Genomic DNA, 19092 nt, shown 5'->3' with positions numbered 1-19092 from the left:
GCAACCAGGGGCGCGAGCACACCTGCGTGAGCCCTACGCGGAGACCTTGGTGTCCCAGGAGACCGGAACCGTCAGTGCGTGATCCGCGACGTCGTCCGGGTTGCGCGGCAGGCGGTAGACCCAGTTGTGGTAGATGAGCCGCGCCGCGACGAAGCCGACGACCAGACAGGCTTCGCCGCCGACCGCGTCCAGCCAGAAGTGGTTCGCGGTGGAGATGATCACGCTGAGGGTGACCAGGGGGTAGGCGAGGCCGAGGACGCGGACCCAGGTGCGGCGGGCCAGGAAGAAGATGGTCAGGCCGCACCACATGGACCAGCCGATGTGCATGGAGGGCATGGCCGCGAACTGGTTGGAGACCTGCGCGCCGGCGCCGGAGGCCATGGAGCCCCAGGTGTGGTGGACGGTGACGGTGTCGATGAAACCGGCGTCCATCAGGCGGGGTGGGGCGAGGGGGAAGAAGTAGAAGCCGACGAGCGCGATCCCGGTGGTGACGAAGAGCACCGTGCGGGCGGCGGCGTAGCGGCCGGGGTGGGAGCGGTAGAGCCAGACCAGTACGCCGATGGTGACGATGAAGTGCAGGGTGGCGTAGTAGTAGTTCATCCCGACGATCAGCCAGGTCACCGAGTCGACGGCGTGGTTGATCGAGCGCTCGACGGCGATGCCGAGGGTCTGCTCGAAGTTCCAGACCCAGTCGGCGTGCTTGTGCGCTATCGCGGCCTGCTCGGGAACGGCGTTGCGGATCAGCGAGTACAGCCAGTAGCTGATGCCGATCAGGGCGAGTTCGAAGAACAGGTGCGGCCGGCGCGGGGCGCGCCGCTGCTCGCGCAGGCGGGCGCGGAGGCCGGTGGCGGGTGGCTGGGCGACGCGGGTGGCTCCGCCGGGCTGGTGGGCGGTGTGGTCCGTGCCCGGGTCGGAACCGTCGCGTGCGCTCCGCTCGGCGCGGTCGGCGCCGGCTGCGTGGATCTCGGTCGGTTCCCCCATGGAGGAGAAGTCTGCCAGACGAGGTGTGGCCGCTTGCTCATCCTCTGGTCGGGGATTCTTCACCGACTGTCCCCCTACGGGGGTAGGGGTCGATCGGTTCTCGAGGCGCATGCGGTCCATTGTGGCGCGCGGGTTACCGGGGGTCGAACCGGGGTCTCGTTCGGGGCCCGGACCCCAAGTGGGGGCAGGTCACGACTCGGTATGACTCGTCCCCGAAAGGGCTTTCGCATCTTGCTGAAACATCTTGCAGGACGCTAGGTTCCACGCCACCCACCCTGCCCGAGCGCCCCAGAGGGAGAGCCCTGCCGTGGCCGACGCCCAAGCCCGTTCCCCGCGCCGCACCACCCCGTACCGCCGTCCCGGACGGGCCTCCGTCCTGGTGGCGGCCTCGCTGATCGCCGCGACGCTGGGCGCCGTCCCGCTCGCGTCGGCCGCCCCGTCCGCGCCCTCGGACGCGGCGCTGGCGGCCACCGCGGCCCGGCACGACCTGACCCGGGAGCAGTTCTACTTCGTGTTGCCGGACCGGTTCGCCAACGGCAGCACCGGCAACGACACCGGGGGGATCACCGGCGGGCGGCTGGACAACGGCTTCGACCCGGCCGACAAGGGCTTCTACCACGGTGGCGACCTGCAGGGCCTGATCGACAAGCTGGACTACATCCAGGACCTCGGCACCACCGCGATCTGGATGGCGCCGATCTTCAAGAACAAGCCGGTGCAGGGCACGGGGGCGGACGCCTCGGCCGGCTACCACGGCTACTGGATCACCGACTTCACCCAGGTCGATCCGCACTTCGGCACCAACGAGCAGCTCAAGGAGCTGATCGACAAGGCCCACAAGCGCGGCCTCAAGGTCTTCTTCGACGTCATCACCAACCACACCGCGGACGTCATCGACTACGCGGAGGGCTCGTACGACTACCGCTCCGCCGGTGCCTATCCGACGCTGGACGCCGACGGGAACCCGGTGGACGAGACGGCGGTCGCCGACGCGCGGGCGCAGTGGCCGGGCATCTCGAAGGACTCCTTCCCCTACAACCCGGTGTTCCGGACCCCGGCGGACGCCAACGCGAAGTCCCCGTCCTGGCTGAACGACCCGGCGCTGTACCACAACCGGGGCAACTCGACCTTCGTCGGCGAGTCCGCGACCGAGGGCGACTTCTCCGGGCTGGACGACCTGGACACCCAGAACCCGAAGGTCGTCGCGGGGATGGAGAAGATCTACCAGAAGTGGGTCGCCGAGGCCGGCGTGGACGGATTCCGGATCGACACCGTCAAGCACGTGAACATGGCGTTCTGGGAGCAGTGGGCGCCGGCGCTGAAGCAGTTCGCGGCGCAGCGGGGGAACAAGAAGTTCTTCATGTTCGGCGAGGTGTACTCGGGTGACCCGGCGGTGACCTCCCCGTACGTCACCAAGGGCAAGCTGCAGGCGACGCTGGACTTCGCGTTCCAGGAGGCGGCCCGGAAGTACGTGTCGCAGAACGGTTCGGCGAAGGCGCTGAGCGAGCTGTACGCGCAGGACTACCGCTACACCACGGCCGACACCGACGCGTACGAGCTGCCGACCTTCCTCGGCAACCACGACATGGGCCGGTTCGGGTCGTTCCTGCGCAGCGACAACCCGGGGGCGCCGGACGAGGTGCTGCTGGGCAAGGACCGGCTGGCCAACGAGCTGCAGTTCCTGACCCGCGGGCAGCCGGTGGTCTACTACGGCGACGAGCAGGGCTTCACCGGCGCGGGCGGCGACAAGGACGCCCGGCAGGACATGTTCGCCTCGAAGACCCCCTCGTACAACAGCGACCCGGTGATCGGCGGCGACTCCGGCCCGAAGGACCGGTACGGCCGGGACGGGGCGCTGTACCGGGGGATCGCCGGGCTGGCGAAGCTGCGCAAGGACAACCCGGCGCTGGCGGACGGCGCGCAGGTGGAGCGGTACGCGGCGGACGGGCCGGGCGTGTACGCGTTCTCCCGGATCGACGCCAAGGACCAGGTGGAGTACCTGGTGGCGGTGAACAACGCGGCCGGGGCGAAGACCGTCACGCTGGACACCTTCTCGGCGGGCATGGACTTCGACGGCCTGTACGGGTTCCAGGGGAAGACCACCAGCGGCGCGGACGGCAAGGTGACGGTGACCGTCCCGGCGATGTCCTCGCTGGTGCTGAAGGCGAAGCACAAGCCGGCCAAGCCGGCGGCGGGGCCGTCGATCACGGTGAACGCCCCCGCCGACGGGTCGTACGGGACGGTGGCGCTCGGCGCGAGCGTGCCCGGTGGCGGCTTCAACCGGGTGACCTTCGCCGCGCAGGTCGGCAACGGGCCGTGGCAGACGCTGGGCACCGCCGACAGCGGGGTGTACCGCGTCACGCAGAACCTGGACGGCGTCGCGCCGGGCACGGTGGTGCGGTTCAAGGCCGTGGTGCAGGACTCGGCGGGCCGACTGGCCTCCGCGAGCGGGCAGTTCACCACCGGGCAGCAGCCGCCGGCGCCCGCGCCGAGCGCGGTGTCGCGGCCCTACGCCGTGGTGCACTACCAGCGGCAGGACGGCGACTACGACGGCTGGAACCTGTACACCTGGGGTGACATCGCCGATGGCGAGGGCACCACCTGGCCGGACGGGCACGGCTTCGTCGGGCGGGACGCGTACGGCGCGTTCGCGTACGTGAAGCTGAAGAGCGGGGCCTCCGACGTCGGGTTCGTGGTGGAGAAGAACGGCGCCAAGGACGTCGAGCAGGACCGGCACATCGACATCTCCAGCACCGGCGAGGTGTGGATCAAGGAGGGCGACCCGGCCGTCCGCACCGCCAACCCGGACGGGGCGCAGCCGGTGCCGGAGGGCAAGGCCGTCCTCCACTACCGGCGCGCCGACGGCAACTACGACGGCTGGGGCCTGCACGACTGGACGGGCGCGGCCACGCCGACCGACTGGGGCAACCCGCTGATGCCGGCCCGCAAGGACGCGTTCGGCGCGGTGTTCGAGGTGCCGCTGGCGGCCGGGGCGAGCAGCCTCAGCTACATCATCCACAACGGCAACGACAAGGACCTGCCGCAGGACCAGTCGCTGAACTTCGCCACCTCGGGCCGCGAGGTGTGGATCATCGGCGGCCAGGAGGGCTACCTGCTGCCGCAGACCGCCGGCGCCTCCTCGCAGCTCGACCTGGGCTCCGCGAAGGCCCAGTGGATCGACGCGCGGACCGTCGTGGTGCCCGCCAACTACGGTGCGGCGGAAGCACAGTTGAAGGGCGGCACCAGCGCCCAGCTGATCTACGACCCGGCCGGTGGGCTGAGCGTCGAGCAGGGCGCGCTGTCCAAGCCCGGCCACTGGATCCGGCTCACCCCGGCGGCCGGCCTGACGGACGCCCAGAAGGCGAAGTTCCCGCACCTGGCGGGCTACCGGGCGTTCACCCTCGACGCCCGTGACGCCGGCCGGATCACCGACGCGCTGCGCAGCCAGCTGGTCTTCGCCGAGCACCTGCCGAACGGCGCCGCGCTGGCCGCCACCGGCGTGCAGATCCCCGGCGTGCTGGACGACCTGTACGCGGGGAAGGCCGCGAAGGCCCAGCTCGGCCCGGTGTACACGGGTCCGGGGCAGGGCAACGGCCGCAACCGGAAGGTGACGCTCTCGCTGTGGGCGCCGACCGCGACCGAGGTGGCGGTGCAGCTCTTCGACACGGCGAGCGGCGGCACCCCGAAGACCGTCCCGCTGAAGCGCGACGAGGCCTCGGGCGTGTGGTCGCTGACCAAGGACGCCAAGGAACTGGACGGCAAGTACTACCTGTACCAGGTCAAGGTGTGGGCGCCGAGCGTGCGGAAGATGGTCACCAACACCGTCACCGACCCGTACTCGACGGCGCTGGCCGCCGACTCGAAGCGCAGCCTGGTCGCCGACCTGTCGGCCGCCGCGACCAAGCCCAAGGGCTGGGACCAGCACCGCAGTCCGGCGGCGATACCGGCCACCCGGCAGCAGATCCAGGAACTGCACGTGCGGGACTTCTCGGCCGCCGACACCACCGTGCCGGCCGACGAGCGTGGCACCTACCTGGCGTTCACGCAGTCGAAGTCCGCGGGCATGCAGCACCTGAAGGAGCTCGCCGCGGCCGGGGTGACGACCATTCACCTGCTGCCGACCTTCGACATCGCCACCATCCGGGAGAACCGGGCCGACCAGAAGCTCCCCGCCTGCGACCTGGCCGCGCTGCCCGCCGACTCGGGCAAGCAGCAGGAGTGCGTGGCGGCGGTGAAGGCCGACGACGCCTACAACTGGGGCTACGACCCGCTGCACTACACCGTCCCCGAGGGCTCGTACGCCACCGACCCCACCGGCACGGCGCGCACCGTGCAGTTCCGCGAGATGGTGCAGGCGATGCACGACGCGGGCCTGCGGGTGGTGCTCGACGTGGTGTACAACCACACCGCGGCGGCCGGGCAGGACGAGCACTCGGTGCTGGACAAGGTCGTCCCCGGCTACTACCAGCGCCTCAGCGACAGCGGCAAGGTCACCACCGACTCGTGCTGCGCCGACACCGCGCCCGAGCACGCCATGATGAACAAGCTGGTGGTCGACTCGGTGGTCACCTGGGCCAAGCAGTACCGGGTGGACGGCTTCCGGTTCGACCTGATGGGCCTGGATCCGAAGTCCACCATGCTGGACGTGCGGTCCGCGCTCGGCGGGCTCACCCCGCAGCGGGACGGCGTGGACGGGAAGAACATCTTCCTCTACGGCGAGGGCTGGAACTTCGGCACCGTCGCCAATGACGCCCGTTTTGTCCAGGCCACCCAGGTCAACATGGCCGGCACGGGCATCGCCACCTTCAACGACCGGATCCGGGACGCCGGGCGCGGCGGCAACTTCATGCTGTCCTCGGCGCCGCAGCAGGGCTTCGCCTCCGGTCTGTACACCGACCCGAACGGCGCGGCGGACAACGGCGGTCCGGAGCAGCAGAAGGCCCGGCTGCTGCACGAGATGGACCAGATCAAGGTCGGCCTGACCGGCAACCTGGCCGGCTACGCGTTCACCGACTCCTCCGGAAAGGCCGTCACCGGCAAGGGAGTCGACTACAACGGCGCCCCGACCGGCTACGCCGCACAGCCCGGCGAGGCGGTGGAGTACCTGGACGCGCACGACAACGCCGACCTGTACGACGCGCTGGCGTTCAAGCTGCCGCAGGGCACCTCGCCCGCCGACCGGGCCCGGATGCAGGCGCTCGGCCTGTCGTTGACGGCGCTCGCCCAGGGCCCGGGCTTCGCCCAGGCCGGAAGCGACCTGCTGCGCTCCAAGTCGCTGGACGCCAACTCCTACGACTCCGGCGACTGGTTCAACGCCATCAACTGGGATTGCTCGTTGGGCAACGGCTGGGGCCGCGGGCTGCCGATGGCGGCCGACAACCAGGAGATGTGGGCCCGTGGCAAGCAGCTGCTGGCCGACCCGAAGCTGCGGATGGGCTGCAACGAGATGGGCGCCGGCACCGCGCTCTACCAGCAGTTCCTGAGGATCCGTCAGTCCTCCCCGCTGTTCTCGCTGACGAGCACGGCCGAGGTGCAGCGCCGGCTGTCCTTCCCGCTGTCCGGCACCGCGGAGGAGGACCCGGGTGTGATCACCATGCACCTGGACGGGACGGGGCTGCCGGGCGCCGAGAAGGGCCTCACGGTGGTCTTCAACGCCACCCCGGCCGCGCAGACCCAGACCGTGGCGGGCCTGCGCGGCACCACGCAGGCGCTGCACCGGGTGCAGGCCACGGGCAGCGACCCGGTGGTCAAGCAGGCAGCCTTCGACGCGGCCTCGGGGACCTTCACGGTGCCGGGCCGGACGGTGGCGGTGTTCGTCCAGAAGTAATGGTTCCCCGCCGGTAACAGGGGTCTCACCTCAGGGTGGGGCCCCTTGCGGGGTTGGCCGAAAAGCTTCGGTGCGGTACGGTCAACCGCCATGTTTAGCTGACGGCATCCCAAATGCCGGACCATGGGGGGCTCTTGGGGGACTTGTAGGGCGGTCATAAATGAGTCAATCCGTGGCATGCATCTGTCATTCGACGGGTGTTTGCTGCCACGATTCCCCTCGCTGCGAAGACAGGTAGCCCCAACCCCCGCCGATGGAGCCTCCCCAGGACATCGGCAGCCCGCAGCCCTGCACCGCGTACGTGTACGCACCCCGTGCCGCGACCGGCGGCTGGGGCCCCCGCTGCGCCGCAACCGCGGCCAGATTCTCTTCACCGCTCGTGACCCCGCGACGGTCGGTTAAGGAGTCCCGCATGTCTCGCCACACGCATGCCCGCGTGAGCATGGCCGCCCTCGCGGCCACTACCGCCCTGCTGGTGACCGCCATCCCGTCGGTGGTGGCCCAGGCCGCCCCCGCCGGCCCGTCCGCGGCGGCGCAGGTCGCCGGCCAGCAGGTGGCCGCCGGGCGCGCCCAGATGCTCTCGGACGCGGGTTCCCGCGCCGCCCAGGTCGCGCAGAACCTGGGCATGGGCTCCGCCGAGAAGCTGGTGGTCAAGGACGCGTTCAAGGACGCCGACGGCACCCAGCACTTCCGCTACGAGCGCACCTACAACGGACTCCCCGTCCTCGGTGGCGACATGGTCGTCCACCAGGCCGCCAACGGCACCACCAAGGGCGTCGACCGGGCCTCCACCGCGTCGCTGAACGGCCTGTCCACCACCCCGAAGCTGGCCGCCGCCAAGGGCCAGGCGACCGCGCTGGCCGCCGAGTCCGGCTCCGCGCTGGAGACCGCGCCCCGCCTGGTGGTCTGGGCCGCCGACAACAGCCCGCGGCTGGCCTGGGAGACCGTGGTCTCCGGCACCCAGAAGGACGGCACCCCGAGCAAGCTGCACGTGGTCACCGACGCCAACAGCGGCGATGTCATCCAGAAGTGGGAAGGCATAGAGACCGGCACCGGCACCGGCGTCTTCGTCGGCAACGTCAACATCGGCACCTCGCTGTCCGGTTCGACGTACCAGATGAAGGACACCACCCGCGGTGGGATGTACACCACCAACATGAACAACGGGACCAGCGGCAACGGCACCCTGTTCAGCAAGTCCACCGACACCTGGGGCGACGGCACCGCCGCCAACAAGGAGTCCGCGGCCGTGGACGCCCACTTCGGCGTCTCGATGACCTGGGACTACTACAAGAACACCTACGGCCGCAACGGCATCCGCAACGACGGTGTCGGCGCCTACAGCCGGGTCCACTACAGCAGCAACTACGTCAACGCCTTCTGGGACGACAGCTGCTTCTGCATGACCTACGGCGACGGCTCGGGCAACACCCACCCGCTGACCGAACTCGACGTCGCGGGCCACGAGATGACGCACGGCGTCACCTCCAACACGGCCGGCCTGATCTACTCCGGCGAGTCCGGCGGCCTGAACGAGTCCACCTCGGACGTGTTCGGCAACATGGTCGAGTGGTACGCCAACATCTCCAAGGACAACCCGGACTACCTGGTCGGCGAGCTGATCGACATCAACGGCAACGGCACGCCGCTGCGGTACATGGACCAGCCGTCCAAGGACGGCTCGTCCGCCGACTACTGGTCCTCCACGGTCGGCAACAAGGACGTCCACTACTCGTCCGGCGTCGGCAACCACGCCTTCTACCTGCTGTCCGAGGGCAGCGGCGCCAAGGTGGTCAACGGCGTGAGCTACAACTCGCCGACCTACAACAACATCCCGGTCACCGGCATCGGCCACGACAAGGCCGCCGCCATCTGGTTCCGGGCGCTGACCACCTACTGGACCTCCTCCACCAACTACGCGAACGCGCGGGCCGGCATGCTCTCCGCCGCCACCGACCTGTACGGCGCCAACTCGGCCGAGTACAACGCCACCGCGACCGCCTGGGCGGCCGTCAACGTCGGCTCGGTGCCCAGCACCGGCGGCCCGGTCGTGACCAGCCCCGGCAACCAGTCGACCGCGCTGAACGCCTCGGTCAGCCTGCAGATCAACGCCACCGGCGGCACCGCGCCGCTCAGCTACTCGGCCACCGGCCTGCCCACCGGCCTGTCGATCGACGCCGCCACCGGCAAGATCACCGGCACCGCCACCGCGGCCGGCACCTACAACGTCACCGTCACCGCGAAGGACGCCGCCAACAAGACCGGCAGCGTCTCCTTCACCTGGACCGTCTCCGGCGGTGGCGGCGGCGGCTGCACCCCGGCCCAGCTGCTCGGCAACCCCGGCTTCGAGACCGGCACCGCCGCCCCGTGGACCACCACCTCCGGTGTGGTCGACAACTCCACCTCGCAGGCCGCGCACGGCGGTTCCTGGAAGGCCTGGATGGACGGCTACGGCTCCAGCCACACCGACAGCATCCAGCAGACCGTCACCATCCCGTCCGGCTGCAAGGCGTCGCTGAGCTTCTGGCTGCACGTCGACACCGCCGAGACCACCACCTCCACCGCGTACGACAAGATGACCGTGACCGTCAACGGCACCTCGGTCGCCACGTACTCCAACCTCGACAAGAACACCGGCTACACCCAGAAGACCATCGACCTGTCGGCCTACGCCGGTCAGACCGTCACGGTGAAGTTCAACGCCGTCGAGGACGTCTCGCTGCAGACCTCCTTCGTGGTCGACGACACCGCGATCCAGACCAGCTGACGCACCTTCGGTGATACCGGTGCCCGGCAGCCGCTTCGGCTGCCGGGCACCGGCGCGTTTCCGTGTGACGATCGGTCAATCAGCCTTGTGCGGACCGGAGTTAAATCGGATGCGCGCTTCGGATCCGGCGGGTTAGGGTCCTGGCATGTCCTTCCACCAGATCTACGGCTGACGCGGCCGGGGCAGTGCCCCGAGCCTCGCGTCCCGCACGCCCCGGCGCCCCCTGACGGCGCGTCGGCGGTGCGGTGTTCCCTTTCCGACCCCGTAGACCGGAAGCAGGTGCTTTCGCATGACCCGTCGTGCCCATATCGCCATGATCGGCATCCCGGCCGTCAGCCACGTCCGCCCGAGCCTCGAAGTGATCCGCGAACTCGTCGCCCGCGGCCACCGGGTGACGTACTTCAACGACCCCTCGGCGGCCGAGCTGATCGCCCCCACCGGCGCCGAGCTCGTCCCGTACCCCTCCACGCTGCCGGTCGCCGACCACGACTGGCCGGCCGACCCGATCGGCCAGATGGGGGTCTTCCTGGAGGACGCGATCGCGATGCTGCCCCGGCTGCACGCGCACTACGACGCCGACCCGGCCGACGTCTACCTGTACGACATCGGCGCCTACGCCGCCCGGGCGCTCGCCGAGGCGCAGGGCCGGCCGATCGTTCAGCTCTCCCCGACCCTGGTCGGGTGGGAGGGCTATCAGGAGGAGGTGGGCGGCGCCATACGCCAACTGCCGGGCGCCGACGACTACTTCAAACTCTTCGCCGAGTGGCTGGCCGGCAGTGGCGCCACCACGGTGGACGTGGACGCGTTCTCCGGAAAACCGGTGCGCGCCGTCGCGATGATCACCGAGGCGATGCAGCCGCACGCCGACCGGGTGGACCGCAAGGCCGTGGAGTTCGTCGGGCCGTGCTTCGACCTGCGGGCGGAGCAGGGCGGTTGGCAGCGTCCGGCCGGAGCGGAGAAGGTGCTGCTGGTGTCGCTGGGCTCGGCGTTCACCCGGCAGCCCGAGTTCTACCGGAACTGCCTGGCGGCCTTCGGCGGCCGTCCCGGCTGGCATGTGGTGCTGCAGATCGGGAAGTTCGTCGACCCGGCCGAGCTGGGGGAGATCCCGGCCAACGTCGAGGTGCACCCGTGGGTGCCGCAGCGGGCGATCCTGGAGCAGGCCGACGCCTTCGTCACCCATGCCGGGATGGGTGGTTGCGGCGAAGGGCTGATGGCGGGCGTACCGATGATCGCGGTGCCGCAGGCCGCCGAACAGCCGATGAACGCCGACCGGCTGGTCGAGCTCGGCGTGGCCCGCCGGCTGGACACCGAGGAGGCCACGCCCGAGGCGCTCTGGTCGGCCCTCACCGAGCTGGTCGGGGACGAGGAAGTGGCCGCCCGTCTGCGGGAGTTGAGCGCCGGGGCGAGGGGTGAGGGCGGCACCGCCCGCGCCTGTGACGTGATCGAGCAGCAGCTGGGCTGAGGCACCGCCTCCGAATACCGCCCGACCGCGCGCCGGTCTGCCGTTGACGAACTGTCAGCGGCGGGCCGGCGCTGCCGTTTTACCGGCCGCGGAGCGGGTCGCAGGCTCTCTTGACGGCCGCCCGGGCCGACCATATGGTCATGCCACTGCAAATTTCCAGCAAGTTTCACCCCACCTTGCAGGCTTCTTGCAGTAGCACCTCCCCTCCGCGCGGACGGCCCCAACACCCCAGCCGTCGCGGCCCCACCCCGCCGCCACCCGGCCGCGACCTGCGTCCGCGGGCCGGGCTTCCCCCAGGAGTGCTCCCTTGCCCACCCTCGCCCCCGCCCGCAGGAAGCGCGCCGTCGCCGCCTGCACCGCCCTCGCGGCGTTCGGCCTCTCGGCCGGCGCCGGGCTCTCGCTGGCGCCCACCGCGGCCGCCACCCCGCCCGGCACCAAGGGCGTCACCGCCACCCTGTTCGAGTGGAAGTTCGACTCGGTGGCCAAGGCCTGTACCGACACCCTCGGCCCCAAGGGCTACGGCTTCGTCGAGGTCTCCCCGCCCCAGGAGCACATCCAGGGCTCCCAGTGGTGGACCTCCTACCAGCCCGTCAGCTACAAGATCGCCGGCCGGCTCGGCGACCGCACCGCGTTCAAGAACATGGTCACCACCTGCCACGCGGCGGGCGTCAAGGTGCTCGCCGACTCGGTGATCAACCACATGTCGGCCGGCAGCGGCACCGGCACCGGCGGCACCGCCTACACGAAGTACAACTACCCGGGCTCCTACCAGGACCAGGACTTCCACTCCTGCCGCACGTCGATCACCAACTACGCCGACCGCGCCAACGTGCAGAACTGCGAGCTGGTCGGCCTCGCGGACCTCAACACCGGCTCCGCGTACGTCCAGCAGACCATCGCCAACTACCTCAGCGACCTGCTCTCGCTCGGCGTGGACGGCTTCCGGATCGACGCCGCCAAGCACATGGCCGCCACCGACCTGGCCGCCATCAAGGCCAGGATGAGCAACCCGAACGCGTACTGGGTGCAGGAGGTCATCTACGGCGCGGGCGAGCCGATCCAGCCCTCCGAGTACACCGGCAACGGCGACGTGGACGAGTTCCGCTCCGGCACCTGGCTGAAGAGCGCCTTCAAGGGCGGCAAAATATCCGACCTGCAGAGCTGGGGCAGCGGCCTGCTCGCCTCCGCCCAGGCCCGCACCTTCGTCGACAACTGGGACACCGAGCGCAACGGCTCCACCCTCACCTACAAGGACGGGTCCACCTACACCCTGGCCAACGTCTTCATGCTGGCCCACCCGTACGGCTCGCCGAACGTCTACTCCGGCTACGCGTTCAGCAGCAACGACGACGGCCCGCCGAACGCCGGCGCCGTCACCGCCTGCTACCAGAACGGCTGGAACTGCGTCCACGCCTGGCGGCAGGTCGCCAACATGGTGGGCTTCCGCAACGCGGTGGCCGGTGCCGCGATGACCAACTGGTGGTCCAACGGCAGCAACGCGATCGCCTTCGGCCGCGGCAGCAAGGGCTACGTGGCGATCAACCGGGAGAGCTCGGCGATCACCCAGACCTTCCAGACCTCGCTGCCCGCCGGCGTCTACTGCGACGTCCAGCACGGCGACCCGGTGAGCGGTGGCTGCTCCGGCCCGACCTACACCGTCGGCGCGGACGGGAAGTTCACCGCCTCGGTCGGCGCGAACGACGCCGTCGCGCTGTACGTCGGCGCCACCGCCGCGGGCACCGCGCCGGGCGCCTCCTTCGCGGTCAACGGCACCACCGTGCCCGGCCAGAACCTCTACGTGGTCGGCGACGCGGCCGCGCTCGGCGGCTGGGACACCTCAAAGGCGCTGCTGCTGGGCTCGGCCTCCTACCCGGTGTGGAAGCTGGACGTGGCGCTGCCCGCCGGCACCGCGATCCAGTACAAGTACCTGCGCAAGGACGCCGCCGGCACCGTCACCTGGGAGAGCGGCGCCAACCGCACCGCCACCGTCCCGGCGAGCGGAAAGATCACCCTGAACGACACCTGGCGCCCGTGACCTCGCTCCTGGAGCGGGGCGGCCCCCGTCGTCCGGCGGGGGCCGTCCCCGCCGGACGACGGGTTGTTCACCCCTCCGCAACCGGGGCCCCGAGCGGTACGTCATAGGATCTCGAACGGCCGAACCGCCGCACCTTTGTGCGGCCGCGGCCGTTCCCGGGGAGCGCCGGCCACCACCAGCGCGCGGCGGCCCCGGCCAAGCCCAATGACCAGGGCCCCTCCCGGCTGCCGGGTCGGCCCCCGCCCGGAGAGACCGCCCCGTGCTGCCGCAGCCCCGTTCCGCCGCCCGTCGTCTGCTGACCGCCGCCGCCCTGCTCGCCCTCGCCGCCCCGCTGGCCGCCTGCGGCAGCAACAGCGGCACCTCCGGCGACACCAAGGGCGCGAGCGTCGCCGACCACCCGTCCTCGCCCGCCGCGCAGAGCAGCAGCGCCCCGCCCAAGCCGTCCAAGGTGCTGATGCCGACCGGCCCGGCCGCACAGCTGTCCAAGGTCCGCGACACCGCCGCCGGGCCGATCATGATGACCACCCTGAACGGCGCCAAGTCCGGCGTCAGCGGCAAGGTGTGGGTCTGGCTGCCGCCGCAGTACAACGACCCGAAGTACGCCAAGACCGGCTTCCCCGTGCTCACCCTGTACGCGGGCGGGCAGAGCGCCGGCTACAACACCTGGACCGACAACCAGCTGCCGATCCAGGAGATCGACCAGCAGATGGCCTCCCAGGGCAAGGCCCACCCGTTCATCATGATCATGCCGGTGCAGAACCTGGACTCCAACGAGTCCAAGGCCCTGGAGTGCGCCGACATCCCCGGCCAGCCGAAGATGGGCACCTGGATGGCCGAGGACATCCCCGACTTCGTCCGCGCCAACTTCCGTACCGTCAAGGGCCGCGACGGCTGGGCCGTGATGGGCGCCTCCACCGGCGCGTTCTGCAGCGCCAAGCTCGCCCTGCAGCACCCCGACGTGTTCAAGGCCGCAGTGCCGATCGACGGCTACTGGAACCCCGACTCGCCGCTCTGGAAGGGCCACGAGCAGGAACGCCAGGCCAACAGCCCCGAACGGCTGGTCGCCGGGGGCACCGCCGACGTGCGGATGCTGGCCACCGCGGGTGGCGCCAACCCGTACGAGACCAAACTGGTGAAGTCCTGGGTCGAGAAGGCCAAGGCCCCCACCACCGTCGAGTACTACGAGCAGCCCGGCGGCAAGCACCTCACCTCCGACTTCAAGAAGATGATTCCGCACACCCTGGAATGGCTGACCGCCAACACCGCCGGACCCGAGTCCGACTGACCGGCCGGCCGGACGCTTGACCGGCGGCCCGTCAGGAACGGGCAGGAAGCGCCCCGAAAACGCGCTGACCTGCACATCAATCGGTCGTTCATTCGACCCTGATGCACTGCTCCCACCCTGGACCCCGTGGACCGGAGAACTGGACCGGGGCGCCGCAACCGCGGCCCCCGCTCCGGCCAGCCCCAGCCAGTCGTGAAGAGAGCGCCATGTCCCGCCACCTGCTGCCCGTCGGTTCGACGACCATGCCCGCCCCGCGCGAGGAGCTCCCTGCCGCGCCGGTGGCCGAACTCCTCCCGTTCGCCGGACTGCGCCTGGTGCACGCCGCCGTCCGCCGCGACCTCGCCCGGATCCCGCAGGCCCTGCGACTGCTCCAGCCCGACGACCACGAGAGCGCGCTCGCGCTCAAGCGGCACTGGGACTTCGTCACCGCCATGGTGACCTGCCACCACGAGCAGCAGGACACCCGGCTGTGGCCGCTGCTGCGCCGCTTCTCGCCCGAACTGCGGCTGCTGCTCAACTGGTTGGAGTCCGACCACCACAACCTCGACCAGTGCTTCACCCGCACCACCACCCTGGTCGGCATCGCCACCCGCGACCCCGCCAGCTCCTGGCCGGTCTCCTACGCGGTCGAGGAGCTCGCCGCCCGGGTGGAGACCCACCTGCGGATCGAGGAGCGCCAGCTGCTGCCCCGGATGGCCGACGTCTTCCAGCCCGGCTCCCGGATCGGCACCCTGCCCGAACTGCTCGACCTGCTGCGCCTCGCCGAGGGCCCGGCCGCGTCCGACGCCCTGGTCTGGCTGCTCGAAGGCGTCGACCCGATACAGATCGACCGCCTGCTGGCCGACTGCGACGACGAGGTCGTCCGCCACTGGCCGCACTGGCGCGACACCTACGCCCGCTGCACCGACCGCCTCTGGGGGCCCTCCGGTCACTGAGACCGTCCCGGATCCGTCCGGGACGTGAGCAGCACGACCCGGGCCCGGATGTCCCGGCGGGACTCATGTCCCGCCGGGACATTTTCGGTAGTACGGTGATCACATGAGCACCGACCAGCGGCAGCCGTCGGTCCCGCCCGGGCGGCGCGAGAGCAAGTCCCGCCGCACCCGCGAGGCGATGGCCGACGCCGCGCTGCGCCTGACCCTGGAGCACGGCCTGGCCGCCCTCGCCGTCGAACACGTCACCGACGCCGCCGACGTCTCCCGGCGCACCTTCAGCCGCTACTTCCCCTCCCGCGAGGACGCCGTCCTCGACTCGCTGCGCACCGACTTCACCCGGATCAACGCGCAGCTCGCCGCCCGGCCCGCCGCCGAGGCCCCGGTCGCCGCCTACCGCGCCGCCGTCACCGCCTGGCTGTACGACGGCGACCACCCGGCCTGGCACCGCCGCCCGGGCATGCGGGCCCTGTTCGTGCTGATCGACGAGGAGCCTGCGCTGACCGCCGCCTACCGGCGGATCGCCGTCGCCGAGGAGGAGCAGTCGATCCGGCTGGTCGCCGCCCGCCTCGGCCTGCACCCCGAGACCGACCTGCGGCCCGCCGTCGCCGTCGGCCTCGGCGTCGCCGCCCTGCACGCCGCCACCCGCACCTGGGTGCGCGACCCGGCGGGCGACCTGCCCGCCCTGATCGACCGCGCCTTCGACCTGGCCGCGGCCGAACCCCCGCGCTGACCACCCGTCGGCACACCGGCACCACCCGCGCCCGCCCCCGGGCGGCGCACGAAAGGACCGATCGCCCATGACCACCCAGGAGTTCACCGGCCGCACCGCCCTCGTCACCGGTGCCGCCTCCGGCATCGGCCTGGCCGTCGCCACCCTGCTCGCCGGACGCGGCGCGAAGGTCGCCGTCGCCGACTTCCGCCTGGACGCCGCCCGGGAGGCCGTCGCCGCCCTCGAAGCGATCGGCGCCGAGGCCCTCGCCGTGCACGTCGACGTCACCGACCCCGCCTCCGTCGAGGCCGCCGTCCGCACCACCGTGCAGGGCCTCGGCCCGCTCTCGCTGGCCGTCAACAACGCCGGCATCGGCGGCGCCGTCGCCCCCACCGCCGCGTACGACCCGCAGGACTGGCGGCGGGTGCTCGCCACCAACCTGGACAGCGTCTTCTACTCGATGCATTACGAGCTGCCGGAGATCCTCGCCGCGGGCGGCGGCGCGATCGTCAACATGTCCTCGATCCTGGGCACCAACGGCTTCGCCGGCTCGCCCGCGTACGTCGCCGCCAAGCACGGCGTGGTCGGCCTGACCAAGACCACCGCGCTGGAGTACGCCTCGCAGGGCATCCGGGTCAACGCGGTCGGCCCCGGCTTCATCGACACCCCGCTGCTCAAGGACGCCGAGCCGGCCGCGCGCGCGGCGCTGGTCGCGCTGCACCCCGCCGGGCGGCTCGGCCGGGCCGAGGAGGTCGCCGAACTGACCGCGTTCCTGCTCTCCGACCGGGCGTCCTTCGTCACCGGCAGCTACCACCTGGTAGACGGCGGCTACTCCGCCCGCTGACCGTCCGTCGAGCGGGCTCGCCACAGGTCGCGCAGCAGTTCCGCGCGGCAGTTCGCCAAGGTTCACGCAACAGAGAGGGTTTCGAGCCATGAAGGCAGTCCAGTACCGCACCGCCGGCAGCCACCCCGAGGTGGTCACCGTTCCCGACCCCGAACCCGGCCCCGGGCAGGTCCTGCTGAAGGTCACCGCCGCCGGGGTGTGCCACTCCGACATGGCCGTGATGAGCTGGCCCGCCGAGCGGCTGCCGTTCCCGCTGCCGCTCACCCTCGGCCACGAGGGCGTCGGCACGATCGCCGCGCTCGGCGCCGGCGTCACCGGCTTCACCGAGGGCGAGTCGGTCGCCGTGTACGGCCCGTGGGGCTGCGGCAGCTGCGCCAAGTGCGCCGAGGGCAAGGAGAACTACTGCCTGCGGGCGCGCGAGCTGGGCATCATGCCGCCCGGGCTGGGCGCGCCCGGCGCGATGGCCGAGTACCTGGTGGTCGACGACCCGCGGCACCTGGTCCCGCTCGGCGACCTCGACCCGGTGCGGGCCGTCCCGCTCACCGACGCCGGGCTGACGCCCTACCACGCGATCAAGAGCTCGCTGCCGAAGCTCGTCCCCGGCTCCACGGCGGTGGTGATCGGCACCGGCGGCCTCGGCCACGTCGCCGTCCAGCTGCTGCGCGCGACCACCGCGGCCCGGGTGATCGCCCTGGACGTCTCCGAGGAGAAGCTCGAACTGGCCCGCGCGGTCGGGGCGCACGAGGTGGTGCTCTCGGACGGCGCCGCCGCCGCGAAGGTCCGCGAACTGACCGCCGGGCTCGGCGCGCAGGCCGTGTTCGACTTCGTCGGCGCCCCGCCCACCGCCGCCCTGGCCGGTCAGCTGGTCGCCGTCGAGGGCGATGTCAGCATCGTCGGCCTCGGCGGCGGCACGCTGGCCGTCGGTTTCGGCGCCCTGCCCTACGACGCCTGCGTCCGTTCCCCGTACTGGGGCAGCCGTGCCGAGCTGATCGAGGTCCTCGACCTGGCCCGCGCCGGGGCGATCGACGTGCACGTCGAGACGTACGGCATCGACGAGGCGCCGCTCGCCTACGAGCGCCTGCACGCCGGGAAGATCAACGGGCGTGCGGTGATCCTGCCGAACGGCTGACGGCCCGCCCTCGAACCAGGGGCCGCTACCGGCGTTCGATCACCTTGACGTCCTCGCCCGGCCGCCAGGTGCTGATCACCAGCCGGTCGTCCACCACCTCGGTCAGGGTGGCCCGCCGCAGTTCCAAGCGGAACGCGTGGAACGGGCCGGGCGGCGGCTCGGGCAGGCCCGCGAGGTAGGCGGCGATGTCCACCGGATCGGTCAACTCGACGGCGGACAGGGCGAGTTTCGCGTCCCCGCCGGTCATGCCGGTGTCCGGCCCCGGGTTCGAGTGCAGGGCGCAGCGCGGGTCGCGGCGCAGGTCGAGCGCCTTGACCGCGCCCGCCATCGAACCGAGGAACAGGTCGGCGCCGATGAAGTCCACCTCGATGCCGCTCACCCGGGGCGAGCCGTCCCGCTCCAGCGTGGCGAGCACATGGTGCCGGTGCGCCTCGAAGCGGGCGCGGATGCGCGGGGCGAGGTCGGGAGCCTGCTGCTCGAAGTCCTGCCAGGTCGTCATGCGCGCGAGTGTAGGCCGCGGCACGGGCGGAACCGCCGATTGTCGGCGGCCCGGCCTACACTCGCGCGCATGGAGACCTACATCGCCTTCCTGCGGGCGATCAACGTCGGCGGCCGCACCGTGAAGATGGACCGGTTGCGGGAGCTGTTCGCGGGCCTCGGACTTGAGGGCGTGCGGACGTACATCCAGAGCGGCAACGTGTTCTTCCGCAGCGCGGAGACCGACCGGGCGGCGCTGACGGCGCGGATCGAGGCGGGCCTCGCGGAGGGCCTGGGGTACCCGGTGCCGGTGATGCTGCGAACGGTCGAGGAGGTGGAGGCCGTGGTCGCGCTGGACCCGTTCGCGGGGGTGGAGGCCACCGAGAACGACCGCCTGTGCGTGCTGTTCCTCTCCGAGCCGCTGCCACCCGAGCTGGGTCTGCCGGTGGCCTCGCCGAAGGGCGACTGGGAGATGATCGGAGCGAACGAGGGCGCGGCGTTCGTGGTGATGCACCTGCGCGGCGGGCGGATGACCGGCAATCCGGCCACCGCCTTCCCCAAGTCCTACCAGGGGCAGGCGACTTCGCGGTTCTTCCACACCACCGCGAAGATCGCCGCCGCCGCCCGCAAGGGCTGACCGC

Annotated in this window: 12 protein-coding genes; 10 read left to right on the top strand and 2 right to left on the bottom strand. The window is 71.2% G+C overall.

The genetic code is table 11. From position 1 onward, the window contains the following. Nucleotides 1–33: 33 nt before the first annotated feature. A complete protein-coding gene (locus ACFV18_RS10090; protein WP_380481330.1) occupies nucleotides 34–981 on the bottom strand; it encodes a phosphatase PAP2 family protein in 948 nt (315 codons plus the stop codon). A 307-nt stretch (nucleotides 982–1288) separates the two neighbouring features. Here ACFV18_RS10090 and pulA point away from each other — a divergent pair, with 307 nt between their 5' ends. The 9 genes from pulA (at nucleotide 1289) to ACFV18_RS10045 (ending at nucleotide 17974) form a co-directional block, all read left to right on the top strand. After that, entirely contained in the window at nucleotides 1289–6808 is a 5520-nt protein-coding gene (gene pulA, locus ACFV18_RS10085; protein ID WP_380481328.1) for a pullulanase-type alpha-1,6-glucosidase, read from the top strand. A 412-nt stretch (nucleotides 6809–7220) separates the two neighbouring features. Further along, nucleotides 7221–9575 (top strand): M4 family metallopeptidase, encoded by a 2355-nt coding sequence (locus ACFV18_RS10080; protein ID WP_380481325.1) that lies wholly within the window; start codon nucleotides 7221–7223, stop codon nucleotides 9573–9575. Nucleotides 9576–9864: 289 nt separating this feature from the next. After that, nucleotides 9865–11037 carry a macrolide family glycosyltransferase gene (locus tag ACFV18_RS10075; protein ID WP_380481322.1) on the top strand — a complete coding sequence of 391 codons (1173 nt, stop codon included), beginning with the start codon at nucleotides 9865–9867 and terminating at the stop codon, nucleotides 11035–11037. A gap of 307 nt (nucleotides 11038–11344) precedes the next feature. Beyond that, nucleotides 11345–13072, top strand: a complete 1728-nt coding sequence (locus ACFV18_RS10070) for a carbohydrate-binding module family 20 domain-containing protein (protein ID WP_380481319.1) — start codon at nucleotides 11345–11347, stop codon at nucleotides 13070–13072. A gap of 259 nt (nucleotides 13073–13331) precedes the next feature. Next, nucleotides 13332–14357 carry an alpha/beta hydrolase gene (locus tag ACFV18_RS10065; protein ID WP_380481317.1) on the top strand — a complete coding sequence of 342 codons (1026 nt, stop codon included), beginning with the start codon at nucleotides 13332–13334 and terminating at the stop codon, nucleotides 14355–14357. Between the two features lie 206 nt (nucleotides 14358–14563). Next, a complete protein-coding gene (locus ACFV18_RS10060) occupies nucleotides 14564–15292 on the top strand; it encodes a hemerythrin domain-containing protein (protein ID WP_380481314.1) in 729 nt (242 codons plus the stop codon). A gap of 103 nt (nucleotides 15293–15395) precedes the next feature. Continuing rightward, nucleotides 15396–16022, top strand: coding sequence for a TetR family transcriptional regulator (locus ACFV18_RS10055; RefSeq protein WP_380481311.1), 627 nt, complete (start codon nucleotides 15396–15398; stop codon nucleotides 16020–16022). Nucleotides 16023–16089: 67 nt separating this feature from the next. Next, the gene (locus tag ACFV18_RS10050) at nucleotides 16090–16845 is read left to right on the top strand and encodes an SDR family NAD(P)-dependent oxidoreductase (RefSeq protein ID WP_380481309.1); all 756 of its coding nucleotides are present in this window, start codon (nucleotides 16090–16092) and stop codon (nucleotides 16843–16845) included. Between the two features lie 88 nt (nucleotides 16846–16933). Then, nucleotides 16934–17974, top strand: a complete 1041-nt coding sequence (locus ACFV18_RS10045) for an NAD(P)-dependent alcohol dehydrogenase (RefSeq protein ID WP_380481306.1) — start codon at nucleotides 16934–16936, stop codon at nucleotides 17972–17974. A 25-nt stretch (nucleotides 17975–17999) separates the two neighbouring features. Here ACFV18_RS10045 and ACFV18_RS10040 read toward each other — a convergent pair whose 3' ends face one another. Further along, nucleotides 18000–18473, bottom strand: a complete 474-nt coding sequence (locus ACFV18_RS10040) for a pyridoxamine 5'-phosphate oxidase family protein (RefSeq protein WP_380481304.1) — start codon at nucleotides 18471–18473, stop codon at nucleotides 18000–18002. 69 nt (nucleotides 18474–18542) lie between these two features. Between ACFV18_RS10040 and ACFV18_RS10035 the strand changes: the two genes are divergently transcribed. Further along, complete coding sequence (locus ACFV18_RS10035; protein ID WP_380481301.1) at nucleotides 18543–19088, top strand: DUF1697 domain-containing protein; 546 nt, start codon at nucleotides 18543–18545, stop codon at nucleotides 19086–19088. Nucleotides 19089–19092 lie beyond the last annotated feature (4 nt).

This window comes from Kitasatospora sp. NPDC059673 (genome assembly GCF_042734215.1).
GTDB lineage: Bacteria > Actinomycetota > Actinomycetes > Streptomycetales > Streptomycetaceae > Kitasatospora.
Note: the sequence above shows the minus strand (reverse complement) of the source record. Positions and strands in the feature narration are given on the sequence as shown.